21 protein-coding genes and 1 pseudogene are annotated in these 21,701 nt (G+C 54.5%); 6 read left to right on the top strand and 16 right to left on the bottom strand.

The genetic code is table 11. The annotated features are described in order from the left end of the window. Nucleotides 1-37: 37 nt before the first annotated feature. Nucleotides 38-139 (top strand): annotated as a pseudogene (locus MOQ06_RS22555) (hypothetical protein); the annotation flags it as partial. Further along, nucleotides 136-360, top strand: a complete 225-nt coding sequence (locus MOQ06_RS07775; RefSeq protein ID WP_148418130.1) for a DUF2594 family protein — start codon at nt 136-138, stop codon at nt 358-360. The pseudogene MOQ06_RS22555 and the gene MOQ06_RS07775, both read left to right, overlap by 4 nt. Before the next feature lie 64 nt (nt 361-424). Here MOQ06_RS07775 and sdiA read toward each other — a convergent pair whose 3' ends face one another. From sdiA to MOQ06_RS07705, 14 genes are all read right to left on the bottom strand, one after another. Continuing rightward, on the bottom strand, nt 425-1,147 hold the full coding sequence (gene sdiA, locus MOQ06_RS07770) for a transcriptional regulator SdiA (protein WP_148418289.1): 723 nt from the start codon (nt 1,145-1,147) through the stop codon (nt 425-427). 224 nt (nt 1,148-1,371) lie between these two features. Further along, entirely contained in the window at nt 1,372-2,124 is a 753-nt protein-coding gene (tcyN, locus tag MOQ06_RS07765; protein ID WP_193354673.1) for an L-cystine ABC transporter ATP-binding protein TcyN, read from the bottom strand. Next, nucleotides 2,121-2,789 (bottom strand): cystine ABC transporter permease, encoded by a 669-nt coding sequence (tcyL, locus tag MOQ06_RS07760; protein WP_176610004.1) that lies wholly within the window; start codon nt 2,787-2,789, stop codon nt 2,121-2,123. Before tcyL ends, tcyN begins: the two co-directional genes overlap by 4 nt. Before the next feature lie 21 nt (nt 2,790-2,810). After that, nucleotides 2,811-3,797 (bottom strand): D-cysteine desulfhydrase, encoded by a 987-nt coding sequence (gene dcyD / locus MOQ06_RS07755; RefSeq protein ID WP_193354674.1) that lies wholly within the window; start codon nt 3,795-3,797, stop codon nt 2,811-2,813. Between the two features lie 103 nt (nt 3,798-3,900). Next, nucleotides 3,901-4,701, bottom strand: coding sequence for a cystine ABC transporter substrate-binding protein (gene tcyJ, locus MOQ06_RS07750; RefSeq protein ID WP_176610003.1), 801 nt, complete (start codon nt 4,699-4,701; stop codon nt 3,901-3,903). An 86-nt stretch (nt 4,702-4,787) separates the two neighbouring features. After that, nucleotides 4,788-5,339: a flagella biosynthesis regulatory protein FliZ gene (gene fliZ, locus MOQ06_RS07745; RefSeq protein ID WP_176610002.1), complete on the bottom strand. Its 552-nt coding sequence runs from the start codon at nt 5,337-5,339 to the stop codon at nt 4,788-4,790. Between the two features lie 54 nt (nt 5,340-5,393). Beyond that, entirely contained in the window at nt 5,394-6,113 is a 720-nt protein-coding gene (locus MOQ06_RS07740) for an RNA polymerase sigma factor FliA (RefSeq protein ID WP_003859623.1), read from the bottom strand. 101 nt (nt 6,114-6,214) lie between these two features. Beyond that, nucleotides 6,215-7,339 (bottom strand): FkbM family methyltransferase, encoded by a 1,125-nt coding sequence (locus MOQ06_RS07735; protein ID WP_242172279.1) that lies wholly within the window; start codon nt 7,337-7,339, stop codon nt 6,215-6,217. 22 nt (nt 7,340-7,361) lie between these two features. Further along, nucleotides 7,362-8,477, bottom strand: a complete 1,116-nt coding sequence (locus tag MOQ06_RS07730) for a Gfo/Idh/MocA family oxidoreductase (protein WP_242172278.1) — start codon at nt 8,475-8,477, stop codon at nt 7,362-7,364. Between the two features lie 10 nt (nt 8,478-8,487). Next, nucleotides 8,488-9,648, bottom strand: coding sequence for an ATP-grasp domain-containing protein (locus tag MOQ06_RS07725; protein WP_242172277.1), 1,161 nt, complete (start codon nt 9,646-9,648; stop codon nt 8,488-8,490). Between the two features lie 2 nt (nt 9,649-9,650). Then, nucleotides 9,651-10,811 (bottom strand): DegT/DnrJ/EryC1/StrS family aminotransferase, encoded by a 1,161-nt coding sequence (locus MOQ06_RS07720; RefSeq protein ID WP_148418139.1) that lies wholly within the window; start codon nt 10,809-10,811, stop codon nt 9,651-9,653. A gap of 65 nt (nt 10,812-10,876) precedes the next feature. Next, complete coding sequence (locus tag MOQ06_RS07715; protein ID WP_242172276.1) at nt 10,877-14,227, bottom strand: bifunctional class I SAM-dependent methyltransferase/glycosyltransferase; 3,351 nt, start codon at nt 14,225-14,227, stop codon at nt 10,877-10,879. 34 nt (nt 14,228-14,261) lie between these two features. Beyond that, nucleotides 14,262-15,656, bottom strand: a complete 1,395-nt coding sequence (locus tag MOQ06_RS07710; RefSeq protein WP_242172273.1) for a hypothetical protein — start codon at nt 15,654-15,656, stop codon at nt 14,262-14,264. Nucleotides 15,657-15,859: 203 nt separating this feature from the next. After that, the gene (locus MOQ06_RS07705) at nt 15,860-16,696 is read right to left on the bottom strand and encodes a flagellin (protein WP_047652381.1); all 837 of its coding nucleotides are present in this window, start codon (nt 16,694-16,696) and stop codon (nt 15,860-15,862) included. Nucleotides 16,697-17,006: 310 nt separating this feature from the next. On the opposite strand from MOQ06_RS07705, the gene fliD reads away from it, so the two are divergent. The 4 genes from fliD (at nt 17,007) to amyA (ending at nt 20,763) form a co-directional block, all read left to right on the top strand. Continuing rightward, nucleotides 17,007-18,425, top strand: coding sequence for a flagellar filament capping protein FliD (gene fliD / locus MOQ06_RS07700; RefSeq protein WP_242172270.1), 1,419 nt, complete (start codon nt 17,007-17,009; stop codon nt 18,423-18,425). A gap of 13 nt (nt 18,426-18,438) precedes the next feature. Next, a complete protein-coding gene (gene fliS, locus MOQ06_RS07695; protein ID WP_148418143.1) occupies nt 18,439-18,843 on the top strand; it encodes a flagellar export chaperone FliS in 405 nt (134 codons plus the stop codon). A gap of 5 nt (nt 18,844-18,848) precedes the next feature. Further along, nucleotides 18,849-19,211, top strand: coding sequence for a flagella biosynthesis regulatory protein FliT (fliT, locus tag MOQ06_RS07690; RefSeq protein ID WP_148418144.1), 363 nt, complete (start codon nt 18,849-18,851; stop codon nt 19,209-19,211). Between the two features lie 64 nt (nt 19,212-19,275). Further along, nucleotides 19,276-20,763 carry an alpha-amylase gene (gene amyA, locus MOQ06_RS07685; protein WP_148418145.1) on the top strand — a complete coding sequence of 496 codons (1,488 nt, stop codon included), beginning with the start codon at nt 19,276-19,278 and terminating at the stop codon, nt 20,761-20,763. Nucleotides 20,764-20,865: 102 nt separating this feature from the next. Here the strand turns inward: amyA and yedD are convergent, their stop codons facing one another. After that, nucleotides 20,866-21,279, bottom strand: coding sequence for a lipoprotein YedD (yedD, locus tag MOQ06_RS07680; RefSeq protein ID WP_242172269.1), 414 nt, complete (start codon nt 21,277-21,279; stop codon nt 20,866-20,868). Nucleotides 21,280-21,354: 75 nt separating this feature from the next. After that, on the bottom strand, nt 21,355-21,669 hold the full coding sequence (gene fliE, locus MOQ06_RS07675) for a flagellar hook-basal body complex protein FliE (RefSeq protein ID WP_148418149.1): 315 nt from the start codon (nt 21,667-21,669) through the stop codon (nt 21,355-21,357). Nucleotides 21,670-21,701: the final 32 nt, after the last annotated feature.

The raw sequence follows: 21,701 nt of genomic DNA, 5'->3' as shown, positions 1-21,701 counted from the left end.
CCGCGCGAACCAATAATCAATACCTGGAAAAGTATAAAAAACAACCACTGCATTTTTTGCCGCGGCTTGTGGTATACTCCGCCGCCTTAACTTTCATCGTCGCGCTCAAGCGCTGTTTTATAATGAGGAAAATAAATGAGCACACCTGAATTTGCCACTGCCGAGAATAACCAGGAACTGGCACAGGAAGTAAACTGCCTTAAGTCGCTGCTGACGCTTATGTTACAGGCGATGGGCCAGGCTGATGCTGGACGTGTGATCATTAAAATGGAAAAACAGATCGCGCAGATGGAAGATCGGGCGGAATCCGCTGTTTTTGCCAATACGGTTAAGCAAATTAAACAAGCCTACCGCCAGTAACAAAAACGGCTGGATGCAGAGCATTCAGCCGTTTTCTCGTCTGACACGCAGAACGTGATATCAGTCAGATAAGCCCCGTCGCTGCGGCATAACACGCTATCTGGGTTTTATTCGGCGCGTTGAATTTCTTCTGCATATTCTTCTGATGGAAATTCACGGTATTTTCCGAGATAGAGAGAATAATAGCGATCTCTGCCGACGTTTTCCCTTCCGCTGTCCACTTCAGAATTTCCCGCTCACGCTTGCTGAATTTCATTTCCGGCGGCATCACCATCTCATCCTCAAAACGAAGCAGTGAGGTTAACGCCATCTGAACCAGCATTTGCAGACGCAGCTCCACTTCTTCGCTGGATATTGCGCTAGCCTGCAGGCTGGTACGCGACACGGAGAGGAACCCAAGCGCATGATTTGGCAACATCATGCACTGCGTTATTCCTTTACGTAAACCGTGATCCCGCGCCCCGTCCCATAATTGCTGGGCATCCGTGAATAATTCATCCGTCCAGGGCAAATGGCCCTGTATGAAATTCTCGGGCTTAAGTACCGGATCGATTGAGAAATAATTCTCGGACTGATATTGCGCCATCCACTGCTGCGGATAAGTGGAGTGGACGGACGTACGCGGGCGGGTAAATGGCACAGGGTGTCTGACGCAAAGCGCATAATAATCGAAGTCTAGCGCCTGCGTTTGTCGCTGAAGTTCCTGATATACCTCGTCGGCACAGGTCATTTCCTGAAACCGGAGAAAGCATTCCCGTCGCCAGGTGAAAAAGTCTATATCCCTCATACCTTCTGAATGAAGCCTCTGATAAAAGATAATCATAATTATGGTGAATATAACCTAACACATAAATCACGATTATTTATATAAAATGTCGGCGCCGAGCAGATTATCTTTAATTTGGCGAGGGCTTATCCAAATTCGGTGGAATAAAAAAGCACCAGAACAGGCTTTAAGGGAAGATAATTTGCTCCAGAAGGAACATCTGGAGCAAATTGCGTGTGAAAATGCTACTGCATTAAGAATTTTTCAAGGAACTGGCGCGTGCGCGGCTGCTGCGGATTGGCGAACAGATCCTTAGCGGGCCCCTGCTCTACAATTCGCCCCTGATCCATGAAGATAGCCCGATCGGCAACGTCGCGGGCAAAGCTCATTTCATGGGTCACAATCACCATCGTGCGTTTTTCCTGCGCCAGCTGTCGGATGGTGTTCAGCACTTCCCCCACCAGCTCGGGATCGAGCGCCGATGTAGGTTCATCGAAGAGGATTACGTCCGGGCGCATCGCCAGCGCGCGGGCTATGGCGACACGCTGCTGCTGACCACCGGAAAGACGACGCGGATAGCTTGTCTCTTTACCGGCCAGCCCAACTTTCGCCAGCAGTTCACGGGCGCGGGCGGTCGCTTCTTCCCGGGGTTCACCCTTAACGATGACCGGGCCTTCAATGATGTTTTCCAGCACCGTGCGGTGAGGGAAAAGATTAAAGCTCTGGAATACGAAGCCAACGTGCTGACGCAGGCGACGAATCAACCCTTTTTGCTGACTGATGGATTTGCCGGTATCAATGGTGATATCGCCCACGCGGATCGTCCCGCCCTCCGGCTGCTCCAGAAGATTGATGCTGCGCAGCAGCGTGGTTTTCCCTGACCCGCTCGGGCCGATAATCGCCACCACTTCGCCCTGCGCGACCTCAAGGTCGATTCCATGCAGCACCGTTTGCCCGTGGAACTTTTTCACCAGGTTTTTAACGTCAATTGCACTCATTTTGGATCACGCTCCTGGCGGTTAAGCTGGTTTTCAAAATAGTTTTGCAGGGCGGAGAGCACCGTCGCCATCACCCAGTAAATCAGCGAGGCCGCCAGATACATGGTAAACACTTCAAGAGTACGCGAGGTGATCAGCTGCGCCTGACGGAACAGTTCCGGCACCTGGATGGTGGCCGCAAGCGAGGTGTCTTTTACCAGGCTAATAAAGCTGTTGCTCAGCGGAGGAAGCGCCACGCGCGCCGCCTGCGGCAGGATCGCCCGGCGCAGCGTCTGCCACGGGGTCATCCCGATGCTGGCCGCCGCTTCCCACTGCCCCTTATCGATAGAGGAGATTGCCGCACGCAGCGTTTCAGACGTATACGCCGCCGTATTCAGCGACAAACCTATCATCGCCGCCGGAACAGGATCCAGCTCGATGCCGAACTGCGGCAGCCCGTAGTAAATCATGAACAGCTGGGCGATAAGCGGCGTTCCGCGGAATACGGAGATGTAAAACCGCGCCAGCCACCGCACCGGCAAGATGTTCGACATGCGCATCAGCGCCAGAATAAACCCGAGTACCAGCCCGAAGAACATTCCGCCGATACTCAGCTGCAGGGTAAACACGGCCCCTTTAAGCAGAAATGGCAGGGAATCAATAACCAGTTGAATACTTTCTTGCATTATTATTTTTCTACCTGATTTTTAGACGTGAGGATGATAGGCAAACAGCGCAGGCGCCCCGCCAGTATGAACAAACAAAATCGGTCCTTCATCCTTAAAGCGCTTGCGGGCAATGCCGTCGATCAGGCCAGCCATTGCCTTACCGGTATAGACCGGATCCAGCAGAATACCCTCAAGGCGAGCCAGCAGCTTAACGGCCTCCATCCCTTCATCGTTTGGGGTGCCATAGCCAGGGGCAAAATAGTCATCCCACAGCGTAACTTCCGCCTTCGCCTCCAGCTCAAGCTGTTCTGCCACCGCCTGCTGCAGGGTGACGACTTTTGGCTTTTGATCCGCCACGCTTCTGGAAACCGTGACGCCAATCAGCTCAACGTCCGGCATCAGCTGCTCAAGCCCGACCGCTAATCCCGCATGGGTCCCTGCACTGCCGGAGGCCACCACCACCGAGGACAGGCTCACCGCGCCTTCACACTGCTGAGCGATCTCCAGCGCGCTCTCGACATAGCCGAGGGCGCCCAGCGCGTTCGAGCCGCCCACGGGAATAACGTAGGGGCGGAATCCCTGCGCTTCCAGCCGCGTTGCGAGCTCGTCAAGCTGCGCGGACGGGTCGGTCAACGCGTCGACCATTTCGACCTGCACATTAAACAGATCCAGAAGCAGCCGGTTACCGTTAGTCAGGTAATTCTCTGCCCGCGTGCCGATCGGGTTCTCCAGCAGGGCGACGCAGTGCAGGCCCAGCTTTGCCGCCACGGCGGCGGTCTGGCGAACGTGGTTGGACTGGATGGCCCCTGCGGTGACCAGCGTGTCCGCGCCCTCGCGCAGGGCATCGGCGGCGAGAAACTCCAGCTTGCGCAGCTTATTTCCGCCCATCGCCACTGGCGTCACATCGTCACGCTTAATGAAAATATCGCGCCCAAGATAGTCAGAAAATCGCGGCAGGTACTCCAGCGGCGTGGGGGCGCCAATAAATTCCAGACGGGGAAAGCGCGTTAAATTCTGTAGTGACATGGTTCCTCCGGTCACGCAAACAATTGTTATTTCATTATGCACGCAGACGCGCGAGAAATAAAAAAGGCGCTTTTAAAAGCGCCTTTTTTTATCGGTCAGGGACTTATTTGGTCACGTCTGCGCCGAACCACTTCTCGGAAAGCGCCTTCAGGCTGCCGTCTTTCTGCATTTCAGCAAGCGCGCCGTCGATGGCCTTCAGCAGGTCGTCGTTGCCTTTACGCACCGCCACGCCGGACTCCTGACGGGAGAACGGCTCGCCCGCAACGGCCAGGGTGTTATTGGTTTTCTTCACCAGGTCCAGCGCGGCCAGGCGATCGACCAGAATGGCGTCAATACGGCCTACGCGCAGATCCTGGTATTTAGTCGGGTCATCATCATACGTGCGGATGTCCACGCCCTGCACGTTCTGGCGCAGCCACTCTTCATAGTTAGTGCCCAGACCCACGCCGACTTTCTTACCTTTCAGATCCGCCGCGGTTTTAATGCTGCCTTCGTTACCTTTCTTCACCAGCGCCTGGATACCGGACACGGTGTACGGCGTGGAGAAGTCGTACTTCTTCTTGCGCTCGTCAGAAATGGTCACCTGGTTAATCACTACGTCAATGCGTTTGGAGTCCAGCGACGCCAGCATACCGTCCCATTTGGTCGGTTTCAGGGAGGCTTTCACGCCGAGATGTTTTGCCAGCTCCTGCGCAAACTCCACTTCAAAACCGGTCAGCTTGCCGTCGTCACCCTGGAAGCTAAACGGAGGATAGGTTCCTTCCAGCCCCACCAGCAGCGTGCCGCGCTCTTTGACTTTGTTGAGCAGATTTTCTGCTGCGAACGTTTTCACGCTCATACCCGCGACCAGCGCAACGGCCATCATCCCCATCAGCGCCTGACGACCCAGAAGTGCTAATTTCATAAGTACCCCGATACAGTGGAATTTTTGAGTAGTGTAGAGAAATCGCCTGCAACGTCAAAGGCGGCTGCGCTACATCTTATTCTTTTTTAATATATATCAGAAGTTGTTCCGGCGCGGACTTTCTGCTTCATGACGCCCGGCATCTGGACTTTATACTGGGCGTACTTGCGCAGCGCGATGCGGTAGTTGTTGGTGCTGGTGGCAGGCAGCCACGGCTCGAGATTTTCATCCAGATAGCCGGTTGTCAGCAGATCCCTGGAGATATTTTGCAGGGTCAGGTGCTGACCAAGGCGACGCAGGCGAACGACGTATTCCCGCACGGTGCCGTGGCTCATCTCGGTTTGTTCAAACAGGAATTGCTTAAAGCCGATAATATCAAAGAAGTCGCTTTGCTCTTTGCAGTGGAGATCGCCACAGAAACGGCAAAGCGCCACCCACTCTTTTTGCTCTTCAAGCCAGGCGGCTTCATCCATCAGCGTGTCGAGGCGGGAAATCGCTATCTTATTCACAATTTCGCCGCGACGAACCAGCGTGATGCGGTCGAGTAGTTTTTTACAGTGGGCGCAATGCGTCTGGCTGTGTTTAAAGTCTTTCAGGTAGCGGCTTAAAGGCCGTCTTTTTGATTGCTGCACCGTCATGATAACTCCTGGTTGTCAATACGTTGTGCGGCATTTTTCAGGTGAATCAATCACCTATAACTTACCCAGTTTTGTGCGCAGACGTTTAATGGCCTGGCTGTGCAGCTGGCTCACCCGTGACTCACCCACCTCCAGCACGGCGCCAATCTCTTTGAGATTGAGCTCCTCCTGGTAATAGAGCGTCAACACCAGTTGTTCACGTTCCGGTAACGCTTCAATCGCTTCCATCACGCGCTGGCGTAAATTACCTTCCAGTAAATGGTGTAACGGGTTTTCTTGCTGATGCTCATCCGTCACCAGCTCGATGCTATCGCCATGCTCTTCGCGCCACTCGTCGTAAGAAAAGAGTTGGCTGTTGTTGGTATCGAGCAACATCTGGCGATACTCTTCAACAGGTATGCCCAGGCGTTCCGCCACTTCCGTTTCCGTCGCGTTGCGCCCAAGCTCCTGTTCCAGCTGCCCCATTGCATGCGCTACTTCACGGGCGTTGCGGCGAACGCTGCGCGGCACCCAGTCGCGGCTGCGCAGCTCGTCCAGCATCGCACCACGAATACGCTGCACTGCGTAAGTCGTAAATGCCGTTCCTTGCAGAGCGTCGTACCGGTCAACTGCATTCAATAACCCGATACCGCCCGCCTGCAGCAGATCGTCCAGTTCCACGCTCGCCGGCAAACGCACCTGGAGGCGCAATGCTTCGTGACGCACCAGCGGAACATAACGCTGCCACAGCGAGTGTTTATCCATTACACCTTCAGCGGTATAGAGTGAATTCACGATAAACAGCCCTGCGTTAGTTGAGTTATCGGCATGATTATCCGATTCTGGAGGGTAATCAATTGGATGAATAATGGGTGAAATGGGGGGTTATTTGCCTATTACTTTATAATCCTCGACGCTGGCACAGCATATAAAACCAGTTCAAAAGCCAGTTCCGGATGATGGCCGCGAAGATAAAAGGCGTAATCTGCGCTGAGTGACTGAATATATTGCGGAATAGTCAGCAAATCTTCCGGTTTATGATAAAGGCTGATTGCCAGCAGCGGCTGCCAGGTCCGAATAGTCTCAGCGGCGCCCTCCAGTGCTTTAAGCTCCGCCCCTTCGACATCCATTTTTATAAATGTGGCTTTACCGCCCTGGAGGATATTATCGATGCTGTCCAGCTCAATGGTGACGGTATTGCTGCTTTGCTCCACAAGGCGTGAAGAGAGGGCATTTCCCGACTGAAAAGAGAGAACGGTTTTATTATCCCATACCCCTTTTTGCACCGGCTGGCAGAATGGCCACCGACGCGTATTGTCACAAAGCTGAGCATAATTACCGGCATCCGGTTCGAAACCGACAATTTTTTCCGGCATCGCGACCTGCTGGCGCTCCACTTCCTGCATAAACGCGCCGATGCTGTCGCCATTGTAGGCACCGCAATCGATGAAGACTTCGTTATCCTGTAGACGGAGAACATCGGCAGGGAAATAGTGCGCTGGCTCGTAGACCGTCTGGTAATAGCCACGCGTTGCGCTCAGACGCTGCTTCAGGAATGCGACCAGCGTTTCTCTTGAGCGTTCGTCTGCCAGGCCTGCATAGACCTCTTCGAGGACGTCGCTATGCCCGGCGCAAAACGACGGGGTATACCATAAACGGGTGCTGACGCCGATAAACGCGGGATCGTATACCAGCACGTTGGCGCCACCGCGACGTAATTCGTCCTGCAACGCTTCGCTTACGTACTGTAGCGCCACGATACAGTTAAATTCGCCGGGCTGTTCAATGAGATCTTCAATCGCCACCACCGGCAGGCCGTGGAAGGTCATGCCCTCGGTCAGGTACTGTCGGTTTAATGCCACCTTATCGAGAGGCATATTTTCCCGGAACATAAATTCCGCGGTCATCTGCCCGAGGCAGCCTGCGCCGTACAGCACCAGCGGAAGACCGCTGGCATGCATAGCGCGGATGCTTTCAACGAAGTGATTATCGTAGCCCTGTATTTGTTCCAGTAATGTCATGTGGTCCTCAGCTAAACCTTTGTTAACGATGCAAATCGACTTTCGCAGACGTCACCGCGCTCTGCTGCGCTTTTTCGAGAAACTCCAGGCCGCTAACGGCGGTATCGCAGCTGAGGCTGTATCCTGTAGGCTCACCGCGTAAGCTGGCGGCGATGTCGGCGTAATAGTTAGCAAACGCCTCAATAAAGCCGGCGGGATGCCCTGCCTTAAAACGACAATAGCGCGGCTGATTAGCCACCCTGTTATCTCCCGCCGTGCGGTCGATAAGCCGCACGTTGCCGTGTTCATCGGCAAGACGGAGATATTCGGGTTCCATCTGCAGCCACTCCGCGCTGCCCAGCGATCCATAGATGCGGATGCGCAGGCCGTTGCGGTAACCGAGCGCCGCTTTGCCATACCAGTAGTTGCAAACCATATCGTCGCCATAGCGGGACACCAGGTTCACCGTATCGACAACGTCCGATACGCGCGCAAAGGTGCTGTTGATCGCATAGACATCTTCGGCTTGCCTGTCCGTCAGAAACTCCACCAGCTGGTGGACATGGACACCAAGGTCGAGCGAAACGGTGGGAATGTCTCCGTCAACTCGTCGCCATTCCTGAGGCTGCGGCACGCTGCCATCCTCACGGCTGCGAATAAACCCTTCCTGCGGCATTTCGACCATGACGTGCTGAATTTTGCCCAGCTCGCCGTTGAGCAGGCGCTCGCGCAGTTCGCGAACCATGGGATAACCGGTGTAGTTATAGGTGACGTACAGTTGCCCTTTCATGTCCGCCACGCGCCGGGCGATATCCCGCGCGTCTCCCGCGCTGGCAACCAACGCTTTTTCACTGATAACCGGCAGCCCGTACTCCAGAGCGGCCATGATAATTTCACGGTGGGCCGGCGTAGGCGTCAGGATAACCACGGCATCCAGCCGCGCGTGCTGTTCTTCCAGCAGGGTAACCGCGCTGGTGTAGATGGACTCGTCGTTAAGCCCCCAGGCCCGCCCCGTCTGCTGGTTCAGGGACGCATCGCGGCTAAAGCAGCCCGCCGTGAGCTGGAAATGTCCATCCATTTGGCTGGCGATTTTGTGGGTCAAGCCGATGGCGGAATTGATCCCACCGCCGATAAATCCGAGTGACAGCGGCCTGTTCATAATCCGGTCCTTACAACGTAGTAAAAGAGAAATAGTTTTTTAGCTGCGGCGTGTGGCGCGCCATGGCAGTAAGTTCGGTAAACTCCGCAAATACCAGCCCGGCGCGATCCCCGGGGGCAGGCCCGAGTTCATCGCCCGGCTGTTTAAGCGGGAAAGCCTGCATGACCGTGGCCGGCAGCGAGGCGTAGCTAAAGCCGAAGAAACGGCTTTGCCGTTCGCTGGAGACCGTATGGCGCGCAATGTAGCGCTGGCGCGCCGGTCGCCGGTGCGCGAACGCGGTCTCCTCACCGATAAAGGGGGCGACAAATTCGCGGCAATAATCTATGCCCGTTGAGAACTCAATCAGCTTCGAGTAGAGATCGCCGGGGCAGCGGCGGGTAACCTCAATCAGCCAAAACGCCTCTTCGTCAGCGATAAGCTGGGTATGCAACAAACCGTCTACCAGATTCAAATCACTGACGATGGCCTGCATGCACTCGCTGATGCGGTCGCGCATCGGCTCGCTGAGGTTGACGCTCAGGCAGCTGCTATTCACCTGCCACGGGTAGACCGTGCAGTACTCATCGACAAAAAATTCGCAGACGATTTGCCCACCCCGGATAAAGGCGGAGTGGCTGTACAGGGCCCCCTGGCAGAACGTTTCAATGACGCACTCCCCTCCTGTCGATGCCGCACGGGCGACATTTACCGCCTCATCCAGCTCTGACGGCTGATGAATCAGTGAAATCCCCTTTCCGCTGTAGGCATCAACCGGTTTAACCAGCAGCGGAAACGCCATAGCGCGCGCCTCCTGAAGGCTGCCGGCGGCCTGCGGGATAGGGTATCCCCGGGCGCTGGCCCATTTCCTGAAACGGTCCTTAAGAAAGAGAAGATTGCTGACGTCGGGCTCGTCGAAGCCTGGAAGGCCCAGCGCCTGCGCGACCCGACAGCCAGACAGGTAAGAGACGTCGGTTACGCCCGGGGAGAGCGCGGTAATGTTTTCAGCACGGGCAATCGCCAGCACGGCGTCGCTGTCGGCATAATTTTGCACGCAGGCCGCGTCGGCATATTTCATCCCCGCGTCCTGGGCTTTTCCGCTACAGGCGAGCGTGCGAAAACCCGCCGCTTTAATGGCCTGCTGCAAGGGCAGTGAGGCAAAGCCCGCGTCAAGGATCATGGCAGTCCGCGTCATCGTCATACCGCCAGCGCCGTGAGTATTGTTGACTCGTCAGACGGTAACCGCCCGGGCAGCGCGGCGCGCTTCAGGGCATTCACCACCCGATCCTGATCCTGTGACGTTAATCCCGGATAAACAGGCAGGCACAGCACCTTGTCTGCGATAGCGTTCGCCACAGGCAGATGCTCTTCCGCGGACGTTGGGAAACCTCTGTACATGGCAAAGGAGCTGATCAGCGGATAGAAATAGCGGCGCGTCAGAATGTTATCTGCCTTGAATAGCGCATAGACTTCATCGCGGCTTCTGCCAAATTCCGGCTCAATGAGCACCGGAAAATAGGCGTGATTCCAGCTCACATCGTCTGGCACGTCGACGAACGTTAATCCTTCCAGCCCCTCCAGGAGGTCGCAATAGCGTTGATGGAGCGCCTTGCGCTCCTCCAGGGCTTTATCTATATGCTTAAGCTGAAGCAGGCCAAACGCGGCTTCCACTTCATTCATTTTGGCGTTTATCCCCGGGGCCACGATGCGGGTTTCACCAGCAAAGCCAAAATTCTTGAGATAGTCGATGCGCTGCTTGGTTTTCAGATCCTGGGATATAATCGCCCCGCCCTCAAAGGTATTAAAGACTTTGGTGGCATGGAAGCTGAGTATCGATAAATCGCCGTGGTTTAAAATACTGACATCATTTTTACGCACGTTAAAGGCGTGTGCGGCATCATAAATAACCCGCAAACCGTAAACGTCCGCAATTTTCTGGATCTTATCGATGTCGCAAGGAATACCGTAACAGTGGACAGGTAAAATTGCCGTGGTATGCGGCGTAATTAATTCTTCGATACGATCCGGATTAATATTATAGGTTCGCGGATCGATATCAGCGAAGACGGGCGTTAAGCCATTCCACAGCAGGCTATGCGAGGTGGCAACAAAGGAATAAGGCGTGGTGATCACCTCGCCGCTCAGACGCAGTGCCTGAAACGCCGTCAGCAAGGCCAGCGTACCGTTAGCAAACAGCGACAGGTGCTTTACGCCAAGATATTCCGCCAGCGCTTCTTCAAGCTGCTGGTGAAAAGGCCCGCCGTTCGTCAGGGTCTTGTTTTGCCATATTTGCTCCAGATAGGGGATAAACTCTTCCAGAGGAGGCAAAAAAGGACTGGTTACGTAAATTTCACTCATAGCGTACCTCGGTATTGATACCGGCAAATTTTTTCCAGACGGCCTGCGTTATTAGCGATGTTCATTTATGCGCGCTCTTCAGCAATGAGGAAGGCATGCGGTTTTTCTCCACGGCAATAGATCCCCCACGCTTCGCGCAGCGCCCGTTCAAAGTTTTCAGCAACATTAAAATCGGGTACATGGTCGACCGGGATCCGCTCCCGCATCCCCTGACGTATTTCAGCCAGCTCGGGAATACGTTTACTCCAGCCGGTGGCCCTGGAAATATAATCGGCTTCATCTGCCGCAATAAACTGCTCCAGCCCGTAAGAACGCATAATATCGACGCCCTGCTGGCAAGGTATGGTTGGGCCATTCATCGTTAATGTCGGCACGCCCATCCACGCCCCGTGATGCGTGGTCGTTCCGCCGCTGTAGGGGAATGCATCGAGCAAAATATCAATTTCATGATGCAGGGCCAGGTACTCGTCCAGTTCGACCAGCCCTCTGAAAAGCAGCCGTTCCTGAGAAATACCACGCTGCCTGAGACGTTTTGTCATGGCCGCGATCATTTCGGCGTCGGTCATGTTACCGATTAACAAGCGACCCTCAGGATAGCCCTGTAAAATAGCGGCCCACGCGTCCAGAACCTGGTCGTTTATTTTTTTAGAACGGTTAAAGCTGGCAAACGTAATATAGCCGTTGCGAAGCGCGGGCAATGGGTTAATGTCCGGGCTTCGCGGATGGGGCTGGAAGCTCTTACGCGTTGCGACGAACATCGCGTTTTCCACCAGCTGTTCTTCAAGCGCCGGCGACTGCGCCAGGCTCGATGAAAGCAGAATATAATCCATCTCCTTCATACCGGTCGTGCCGGGATAACCTATCCAGGTTATCTGGATCGGGGCCGGACGCAGGGCGAAGACCGGTAGCCGGTTGTAGGCGGTATGGCCCGATAAATCGAACAGAATATCGATCCCGTCTTCCGCTATCAGCTTCGCCAGCTCGATATCGCTGATGGCATCCACCTGGCGCCACAGGGTAGCGCTCTCGCGAAGGTGGCAGTAAACGTCATCCTCTTCCAGGAAAAGGGTGTTATAGGCAACCAAATCATACTGTTCACGATTGATGGCGTCCCAGTAAGGCAGCAGGAAATTGGCCACGGGGTGCTTGCGCAAATCACCGGAAACAAAGCCGAGCCGGAGCCTGCGCTGAGGCTCCCGGGAATTGCCGAGCGCAAGCTTTACCCCGCTCTCCTTAGCCCAGGCTGAAGCGCGACGACCAAATTCCAGATGCCTTTCCAGCAGTTCATCCGCCTTCACGCTGGCGTCGTGACTCATCACGAAGAGCAAATTGCTGAAGTAACCAAAATTGTAGTTACTGAGCTCGACGGCCTTTTCCATGAAATAGCGCGCCTCGGCCATTTTATGATTGTCACTCAGGACGATGCCGGTAAGACCAAGCGAGCTGGGGCCAGGGTGCTGGAAGCGCATAATTTCCCTGCAGCATTTTTCTGCCAGCGACATATCGCCATACGCATGATGCAGCGACGCCAGGCTGAGCCAGTAGTCAATATTCTTATTGTTGAGGCGAAGTAAGGTACGGACGATCTGCCGGGATCCGTAAAATTCACGCTTACGCTGGAGCACCGTGGCAAGATCGTAATAGATATCAAGGCTGGAGAAATAATATCCCATCAGCCTGCAGAGCGAGGCCAGAGCCTCGTCCCAGGCCGAGGTCAATACGCACGTTTTTGAGTAGCAGCGAAGCACGTGAATATTGTCGGGGTTTTTCTCCATTAATTCGCGGGCGTATTCCCGCGCCTCTTTGGAGCGCCCTTTTTGAATAAGGCCGTTCGCCCGCTCGTAAATCGCATCGACGGCCGGATCGGCTAATTCGGGTTCGGCATTGCCTTTCAGCAGCATTCCGCCCTGCGCCCTCTCGACGCTCAATAACAACAGCAGAGAAAGTTGCGATTTCAGCACGTCGAGCATGCCCGCTCGCAGGAAACGCTGGAGCTGTTTTTTCCAGGCCTCCGGCGAGCCCGTAAGCAACCCTTTAACCTTCAGCGCCGAGTAGTGTTCCCAGTTCGCCTGCCCTGCCCTGTTCATATCAAACCGCAGGTAATGCCACTCGTCGGGAGTCAATGAGACCCACTCTCCCCACAGGTTCATGAGGGGGATATTCTCTGCTGGACGCCCGGAGGGGAGTCGCCCCACCGGTACCAGCTCATCATGCCGCGCGGCGTTGTATGCGCCAGGAGCGGCGCTCCAGAAGAAGCCATCAGCGCAGGTCATGAACAGCGTTTTCAGGGCTTCCCATACCGTCTGCTGATAATCCTCCTGAGTTTCAGGGGCACGGCAGTTAAGCACCAGCTGTTCGAAGCTTAAGGACATTGGCCAGGCATTACCCAGCAGTTCCATGATGCGGATAATAATGGCGTTGTCGGTACGAATGATTCGGCCATTATTATTTCTGAATTCGTGCGGCGCTTTTGCGGGATCCACGTCCACCGGCACAAAGCTGCCGGCCCAGTGCAGGTTTTTGAGCTGGTCAAGATCCGGTTCGGCAGGAGGCGAGAGCGCGTTCAGATGACAAAGCAGGGTGAAGCGTTCTTCTCGCTGCACGGCGTAGTCAAGATACTGCTGTGCCATCGTTCTGCTGGCACCGTCGCTGACGGCCTCCAGCAGCCGTGCCGTTGTCGGGTTATAGTAGCCTCCCAGCTCCGACTGCGGCAGTACGTCACCCAGATACTGCAAGCCCATCTGTTCGGCCTGCGCGCTGAAGTCAGCAAGCGTACAGGCTCCGTCGGTCGGGCTTAAGTAGGCCAGAACCAGCGCGTTGTCGTCCATTTCTTCAGCAAGCCGGACTTCATTCCTGAGCGGGCCCTCCTCCAGCGTTAACAGCATAAAGCTGAGCATGGCGCGGGCGGATGCCAGCAGGTCGCTTCCCTCTTCTGCTCGTTCAAGATGAAACCGTAACGCTTCTCCCAGCGTCAGGCGCGCAGAACTGCCGGGCAGTACGGACCATTTTATGGCGATAACGCCGCTGGCCGATAAATGCGCGTGACACCACTTCAGCAAGGCTTCCCGCTCGCTTTTCCCCAGAAAGGCAAAGGTCTGGTGAATAATGATATAATCAAATTCGCCGGGATCGGCAGCCAGTAAATCCCCTAACCCCGCGGCAAAGAGCTCAACGTTCTGACATCCTAATTCTGCGGCATGCTGCTGCCCTTTCTGGATAGCCTCTTCATCAATATCCACGCCAATGGCGATACTCTCGGGGTACGCCCAGGCATGCATTATCAGGCGCGTTGCCGATCCGCAGCCCATCTCCAGGACGCGGGCAAACGCGGGCAGCGGCGCAGCCAGGTGATTAAGCAGCGCAGAGGCATGGAGGGACTCAGGGCTAACCCGATAGTAGGGATACAGTGTCGTCACGTTTATTCCAGATTCTCGTTATTACAGGCCAGGTTCAGCGCTGGTACTGGCGGATGAGCGCCGATTTATAGGCCTGACATGACCCTTCTTCCTTTATCGTCACCCAGCTGAACGCCTCTTCACCCGCCTCGCTGTCCAGCATTACGCGACGCTCGGCTCGCGTGATGGCGCGATGGTCCTCTGGCGACAGGCAGTCCAGACAGGAAAAGAGTGCGACCTGCTCCAGGCCCGGCGCGTAGTTGCCGCTGGCGAGGTTATCGTCGATAAAGTGCGCCACCCGGTCGAGATAGCGCTGCGCGACGCCGCCGGGTCTGGCGTAGATGAAACCGGCAAAGACCTCCTCCCAGAAAGGAGCGGCTTCGGTCTGCAACAGCAGCAGCGGCGCGTCGGGCTCCGTCCAGCGCTTGCGCACCAGCACATTCGTGTTTATGGCAATAACGGGCGTATTGAAGGTCGCCAGGGCATGGCGCAGGAAAACGATACGACGGGCAGCGCTGACTACCGACGCGTCGGCGTTACTGGCTATTTTTTCATGGCTGGCAGAGAGGTTAAGTTCCGGAAGCTGTTCCCGAAGCGCCGTCAGGCTTGCTTTAACCGCATCGCTACCGTTAAAAAGATGCAAGTGAACATCCAGCACGTCGCGGTTGGTGTCATACAGGGAGTACAGCATCGGTACGGCGTGTTCGAAATACTCCTCGCTATCGCAGGTTAACAACACCGTCGTTTTACCGGCTGAGGTTTTTTCAATCCAGTTTTCAAAGGCTCCCGCCTTCACCACGCCTTCACTCGCGTTCAGCGATCGGAAATCGATGTAAGAATCCGGAATGCCCCCGAGCCTGTAGATCCCACAGGCGATCATCAGCAGGGCCATGGGATCTTCGCCAATCAACGACGCATCCGCGGTCAGCGCCTGGATCACCACCATCGCCTGGTTGAAGTCGTTTTCCATTAAGCAGATCAGCAGCAGGATTTTCAGTACCGGGGCCGAGCTGCTTACCAGCGAAAGGTTATTGTTTATCAAAAATAGCGCTGAACTGATTTCATTCACCCGGAATAACAGCTGAATGGCGGCGACAAGATAATTAATATTGCTATCGGCTTTTAGGGCCGAGACGATATATTCGGTAAGCCGGGCGCGCTGGTCTGCGGATAATGCCTCTCCTTCGCCAGTGCGGGCGTCATTCAGCGCGCCGTTGGCCAGCACGATCGCGCACAGCATATTTTTTAAGGCCGCATCTTTTTCCGCCTCCAGCCCCGTTTCTGCCGCACGGATCGTCGGCTCGAGGGCGGTAATATTGGCGCTCTTAAAACTGAAGATTTCCGCCGCGATGTTTGCGGGCATAACGTCGGCTTCCGGGAGATCGATAAACCGGGTAAAGACATCCCGATAAAACTGACGCATAGCCCGGCTACGTGCGAATTCACTCATCTTATAACTCATCGGTAAACTGTCGTCAGACGACCGGAAAAAGAGATTTTAGGCAGAGTACCACTGCGCTACGGGGGGTGATGGCGGGAAAACGCTGCTAAATGCAGCCTTATTTTGCAGATTACGCGCGGGTATTTTTAAGGATAAATAGTGAAAAAAAAGGCTGCTGTTTCCAGCAACCTTTTTTACATATTTTGCGGCTATTAACGCAGCAGAGACAGCATCGCCTGTGGAACCTGGTTTGCCTGAGACAGCACGGAAGTACCAGCCTGCTGCAGGATCTGCGCGCGAGACATGTTAGAAACTTCAGTTGCGTAGTCAGCGTCCTGGATACGGGACTGAGCAGCAGACAGGTTAGTGATAGAGTTGTTCAGGTTGTTGATGGTAGATTCGAAACGGTTCTGAATCGCACCCATGTTAGAACGAGCGGTATCAATTTTAGAGATAGCGTTGTCTGCGGCGGTGATGAACGCTTTAGCAGTGCTGTTGTCGGTGATAGTACCGGTCAGGCCAGTGTCGAGGCTGGTTGCTTTAGCATTGATCAGTGCGCCAGTGGTGATAGCGATGCTATCAGTAGCGCCAGTACCCGCGCCAACCTGGATGTTCAGGGAAGCAGTCTGGCTACCGTCCAGCAGTTTTTTGCCGTTGAAGTTAGCAGCGCCAGCGATACGGTCGATTTCACCCAGACGCTGAGTGATTTCAGTGCTGATTGAGGTGTAGTCAGTGGTGCCGTTAGTATCGTTCGCAGCCTGAACAGCCAGCTCACGGATACGCTGTAAGTTGGAGTTGATCTCGTTCAGGTTACCTTCAGCGGTCTGAACCAGAGAGATACCGTCGTTAGCGTTACGTGCAGCCTGAGTCATCCCTTTGATCTGAGAATTCATACGGTTTGCAATCGCCTGACCAGCAGCGTCATCTTTAGAGCTGTTGATACGCAGACCGGAAGACAGACGCTCGATAGCGGTGCCCAGAGAAGACTGAGATTTGTTCAGGTTGTTCTGAGTGGTCAGGGACAACAGGTTAGTATTGATAACTGCCATAATTTTAATTCCTTCAAAAATGGTTTCTAGGGTCGGTGCCTAACACTCACGGCGTCTCTCACCGTCAACAAGGTTATCGACGCCCTGGCAGCAGACTTTAGAAAATATCGAAGAAAATATTTAATTTATTGTTTTATAAAGTTTTATTTACATTAAACCGGCGCCAGCACTAATTTAAGCATGCAAAATGACGACGCCTGACGCTGCCTGTATGCACGCTTATTACGCGATAAATTTTTTTGGCTCGCCGTAAACTTTTTGCCAGCCTGGCCGATAAACGACTGAAACATCCATTGAGAAGGAATATTACATGGCGACAATCAGTAATCTCGGGGTGGGCATGCCCGGCCTGCAGGATCTGTACGATAAGCTCCAGGCTGCAGAAGAGACAAAATTAACGGCCATTGCCAAACAGAAAACGACGTACGACGCGCAAATTACCGGTTACGGCAAACTGCAAAGCGCCCTGACGACCCTGCAAACCGCAGCTGCCAAGCTGGCAAAAACGGATACCTGGAACTCCACGTCAATTAGCAGCACCAACACCGCGTTCTCGGCGGTCAGTACCTCCAGCGCCAACGTTGGCGATGTCACCGTAAACGTCAGCAAGATTGCGAAAGGCCAGGTTCTGACGACCGCGCCCGGCACCATTGACAGCAATACGAAGCAGTTAGGCGGCACAACCGGTTCCAACAGCCGAACCATTACCATCACCCAGGCAGGAGCCGACAGCAAGCCGCTGACGGTTACGCTTGCCGATGGCGACACGTCGCTGAATGGGATTGCGAAAGCCATTAACGCGGCCAACGGCGGCGTATCGGCAAGCGTGGTGAAGGCCGACGACGGCGACTACCGCCTGATGCTGACCTCTAAAACCACGGGTACCGATTCCGATATGACCGTAACGGTAACCGGGGACGATACGTTGAATGCCGTCATCGGCAGCGGCGCGCTTAACGAGCAGGTGAAGTCGCAGAATGCCGTCGTTAACGTGAACGGTATCCAAATTGTTCGCCAGAGCAATACCATCACTGACGCCCTGCCCGGGGTTACGTTAACCCTGAAAGCGCCGAGCACGGCAGATGAAACCCTGACGGTAGCGCGCTCGACAGACGACAACAAAAAAGCCATTACGGAATGGGTGACTGCCTACAACGCGCTGCAGTCCACCATTGCCTCGCTGACCAAGTATGAGCCGCCTGCGGTGGGTGCAACCGCCCAGTCGTCGAACAACGGCGTACTCATGGGTGACAGTACTATCCGCGGAGTACAATCCGATCTGCGTGCTTTATTGACCAATGTGCAGAGCGGTTCTTATGCCATCATGGCGCAGCTTGGCATTACGCAGGACCCGGTTAAAGGTGCAGATGGCGCAATTGGCAACCTGAAGATCGATGATAAAAAATTAACCAAAATCCTCACGGAAGATCCTGCTGGCGTGCAGGCCTATTTTGTGGGTAACGGCAAAACGACCGGTTTCGCCACGCAGATGAATAACAAGCTGACCGATATGCTGAGCACCTCTGTCGGTAAAGAGGGCGTTATTCAGAATGCGAAGGACGGTATCAACGCCACGCTTAAGTCCATCGGCAAACGTTACGACGCGATGGAGCTGTCCATCGAAGCCACGATGGCGCGCTATAAAAAGCAGTTTAACGATTTGGATAAGCTGGTCACCAAATTCAACAGTACGGCCACTTATTTGAACCAACAGTTCAGCAGTAAGTAAGAAAGGAACCGATATGTATAGCAAATCTGGTGTACAAGCCTATCAGCAGGTAGGTCTTGAATCTGCTGTCTTGAGTGCCAGCCCGCACCAGTTGGTTGTCATGTTATTCGACGGTATCCATAGCGCGCTTATACGGGCGCGCCTTTTCCTTGAGCAAGGGGATATTCCCGCTAAGGGCGAGGCCCTGTCTAAGGCCATTAATATTATCGAAAATGGCCTGAAGGCAGGGTTAAATATGGATGTGGGGGGAGAACTTCCCCACAACCTTTCTGCGCTTTATGACTATATGGTACGCCGTCTGTTACATGCAAACCTGCGCAATGACATTGAGGCTATTACCGAGGTCGAGGCTCTTCTGCTCAATATTTCCGACGCCTGGAAGCAAATCGGCCCGGGTTATTCTCCCAAGCAGGATTAACTGTAATGAACGACTCCAGCTTATCCCTAAAAAAGTGGCATGCTCTTTATGCGCTTAGCAATACCATGCTAAGCCTTGCTCAATCCGGGAAATGGGATGAGCTAATCGATCGGGAGGTTGCATACGTTTCGCTGGTTGAAGAGATCAGCACGACCCCTTTTCCGCCTGACAGCAAGTCCATTCAGGACCAGGCGATGGTCATCCTGAATCAGGTGCTTCAGAATGAACTCATTCTTAAAGAGTTGCTGCAGGAAAGAATGAGCGAGCTGAGCGGTCTTATTGCCCAAACCAATAAGCAAAAAAACGTCAACGTCACCTACGGCAGGCTTTCGGGCAACATATTATTTCCCGGAGAGATGAATCACTAATACACGTTAGCGATTCTTGATCCATACTCCAGAAGTCAGCCAAACGGCTTCTGGAGCACGGACGATGAAAAACCCCACCCTGTTACAATGTTTTCACTGGTACTACCCTGCTGGCGGTGAATTGTGGCGAGAGGTCACGGCATTAGCCCCCAATCTTAACGAAATCGGCATCAATATGGTCTGGTTGCCGCCTGCATATAAAGGCGCATCCGGAGGCTATTCCGTCGGGTATGACTCCTACGACCTCTTTGACCTCGGTGAGTTTGACCAGAAGGGCAGCATCGCAACGAAATACGGCGATAAAGCGCAGCTGCTGGAGGCCATCGACGCCTTAAAAAGCAACCAGATTGCGGTCCTGCTGGACGTCGTGGTTAACCACAAAATGGGTGCCGATGAAAAAGAACCCGTGCGCGTCCAGCGCGTGGATGCCCAGGATCGCACGCAGATTGGCGATGAGATAATCGAATGTGAAGCCTGGACGCGCTACACCTTTCCGGTGCGGGCGGGCCAGTATTCGCAGTTTATCTGGGATTACAAATGCTTCAGCGGTATCGACCACATCGAGAACCCTAACGAAGACGGCATCTTCAAAATCGTAAACGACTACACCGGCGAGGGCTGGAACGACCAGGTCGACGACGAGATGGGCAATTTCGATTACCTGATGGGCGAGAACATCGATTTTCGTAACCATGCGGTGACGGAGGAGATCAAGTACTGGGCGCGCTGGGTAATGGAGCAGACCCGCTGCGACGGCTTCCGTCTGGATGCGGTAAAGCACATTCCGGCGTGGTTCTACAAAGAGTGGATTGAGCATGTTCAGGAGGTAGCCGCGCAGCCGCTGTTTATCGTGGCGGAATACTGGTCTCATGAGGTGGATAAGTTGCAGCACTACATCAACCAGGTGGACGGTAAAACCATGCTGTTTGATGCGCCGCTGCAGATGAAGTTTCACGAAGCGTCACGCCAGGGCCGCGACTATGACATGAGCCAGATTTTTACCGGCACGCTGGTGGAAGCCGATCCGTTCCATGCCGTCACGCTGGTGGCCAACCATGACACCCAGCCGTTACAGGCGCTGGAGGCACCGGTTGAAGCGTGGTTTAAACCGCTGGCCTATGCCCTTATCCTGCTGCGTGAAAACGGCGTGCCGAGCGTGTTCTATCCGGATCTCTTTGGTGCCAGCTATGACGACACGGGGGGTGATGGCGAAACGTACCACATTGATATGCCGGTGATCGAGCAGCTCCACGAGCTGATCCTCGCCCGACAGCGCTTCGCCCACGGCGTGCAGACGCTCTTTTTCGACCATCCAAACTGCATTGCCTTCAGCCGCAGCGGAACGGAGGATAACCCTGGCTGCGTGGTGGTGCTGTCGAACGGTGATGACGGCGAGAAAACGATCTGTCTCGGTGAGAATTACGGCAATAAAAACTGGCGTGATTTTTTGGGCAATCGCGAAGAAACCGTGACCACGGCGGCGGATGGTGAAGGAACGTTCTACTGTAACGGCGGAAGCGTCAGCGTCTGGGTCATTGAGGACGCGCTCTAGTACTGGAAAAGTGCGGCCTGATGCCCTCACCCCGACCCTCTCCCACGGGGAGAGGGCGCAAACCCTAAAAACGGCAATATAATTGCCGTTTTGCTTTTACCGTCAGGGAAGCTTGCTCTCCAGCGGATTTTTGCTCAGATAATCTGCGCACTCCACCGTTGGGCGATCGACCTTTTGCAGCTCCATACCGTCATATTCGAGCGTTGAACCGTCACGTTCGAGCGGATAGACGTCAAGCTTACTCGTCACGTTATAGTAGCTGTCCGAACGGAGCATGATCTTGCCCGGCACGGCTATTACCCGCTGCCACTGGCGGCAGTCAAGCGTATCCCCCTCTTGCGTCACCACCAGCGTGGCAATCGCTTCCGGGCTCACCATCGCGCTCTGCGGCCCTTTCGACTGCCAGTAACCCGCCAGTTGAGAAGGTACCGGATGCTTAATCACTTCCTGGTAGTTATCGACCTGAACACAGCCCGCCAGCGCCAGCATCGCAGCCACAATTGCTACTTTTTTCATCATCTTTCCTGCATGCGAAGAAAAAAATATTGTGGCATTAAAGCCATAAGGCTGCCAGCGCAAGATTGGCAATGATTACACCTGCATGCCCATCACTTCCTGATACGCCGACACCAGCTTGTTACGCACCTGCAGTCCCATCTGCAGTGACACCGACGCTTTTTGCAGATCGGCCATCACATCGTTGAGCGCCACGCCGGGTTCACCGAGGGTAAATTTTTCAGCCTGGGTACGGGCCGCGTTCTGCTTATCGCTGATCCGGTCCAGCGCCGCATGCAGCTGGCCGGCAAAGCTGATGCCCGGCTGCTGGTCAGCCACGTTCTGATTACGGGCCGTCATCGCCGCGGCCTGCAGCTGACTGATTACCCCTTCAATACCCTGTATAGCCATGACTCTCCCCTGGATGGTTTTTTACGGGGTCA

The organism is Enterobacter sp. I4 (genome assembly GCF_022669095.1).
Classification (GTDB): Bacteria; Pseudomonadota; Gammaproteobacteria; order Enterobacterales; family Enterobacteriaceae; genus Enterobacter; species Enterobacter pasteurii.
Note: the sequence above shows the minus strand (reverse complement) of the source record. Positions and strands in the feature narration are given on the sequence as shown.

Bases quoted from the DNA above. Each gene is read 5' to 3' on its own strand.
- MOQ06_RS07775 (WP_148418130.1), top strand. From the start codon at position 136: ATGAGCACACCTGAATTTGCCACTGCCGAGAATAACCAGGAACTGGCA.
- sdiA (WP_148418289.1), bottom strand. From the start codon at position 1,147: ATGAGGGATATAGACTTTTTCACCTGGCGACGGGAATGCTTTCTCCGG.
- tcyN (WP_193354673.1), bottom strand. From the start codon at position 2,124: ATGAGTGCAATTGACGTTAAAAACCTGGTGAAAAAGTTCCACGGGCAA.
- tcyL (WP_176610004.1), bottom strand. From the start codon at position 2,789: ATGCAAGAAAGTATTCAACTGGTTATTGATTCCCTGCCATTTCTGCTT.
- dcyD (WP_193354674.1), bottom strand. From the start codon at position 3,797: ATGTCACTACAGAATTTAACGCGCTTTCCCCGTCTGGAATTTATTGGC.
- tcyJ (WP_176610003.1), bottom strand. From the start codon at position 4,701: ATGAAATTAGCACTTCTGGGTCGTCAGGCGCTGATGGGGATGATGGCC.
- fliZ (WP_176610002.1), bottom strand. From the start codon at position 5,339: ATGACGGTGCAGCAATCAAAAAGACGGCCTTTAAGCCGCTACCTGAAA.
- MOQ06_RS07735 (WP_242172279.1), bottom strand. From the start codon at position 7,339: ATGACATTACTGGAACAAATACAGGGCTACGATAATCACTTCGTTGAA.
- MOQ06_RS07730 (WP_242172278.1), bottom strand. From the start codon at position 8,477: ATGAACAGGCCGCTGTCACTCGGATTTATCGGCGGTGGGATCAATTCC.
- MOQ06_RS07725 (WP_242172277.1), bottom strand. From the start codon at position 9,648: ATGACGCGGACTGCCATGATCCTTGACGCGGGCTTTGCCTCACTGCCC.
- MOQ06_RS07720 (WP_148418139.1), bottom strand. From the start codon at position 10,811: ATGAGTGAAATTTACGTAACCAGTCCTTTTTTGCCTCCTCTGGAAGAG.
- MOQ06_RS07710 (WP_242172273.1), bottom strand. From the start codon at position 15,656: ATGAGTGAATTCGCACGTAGCCGGGCTATGCGTCAGTTTTATCGGGAT.
- MOQ06_RS07705 (WP_047652381.1), bottom strand. From the start codon at position 16,696: ATGGCAGTTATCAATACTAACCTGTTGTCCCTGACCACTCAGAACAAC.
- fliD (WP_242172270.1), top strand. From the start codon at position 17,007: ATGGCGACAATCAGTAATCTCGGGGTGGGCATGCCCGGCCTGCAGGAT.
- fliS (WP_148418143.1), top strand. From the start codon at position 18,439: ATGTATAGCAAATCTGGTGTACAAGCCTATCAGCAGGTAGGTCTTGAA.
- fliT (WP_148418144.1), top strand. From the start codon at position 18,849: ATGAACGACTCCAGCTTATCCCTAAAAAAGTGGCATGCTCTTTATGCG.
- amyA (WP_148418145.1), top strand. From the start codon at position 19,276: ATGAAAAACCCCACCCTGTTACAATGTTTTCACTGGTACTACCCTGCT.
- yedD (WP_242172269.1), bottom strand. From the start codon at position 21,279: ATGAAAAAAGTAGCAATTGTGGCTGCGATGCTGGCGCTGGCGGGCTGT.
- fliE (WP_148418149.1), bottom strand. From the start codon at position 21,669: ATGGCTATACAGGGTATTGAAGGGGTAATCAGTCAGCTGCAGGCCGCG.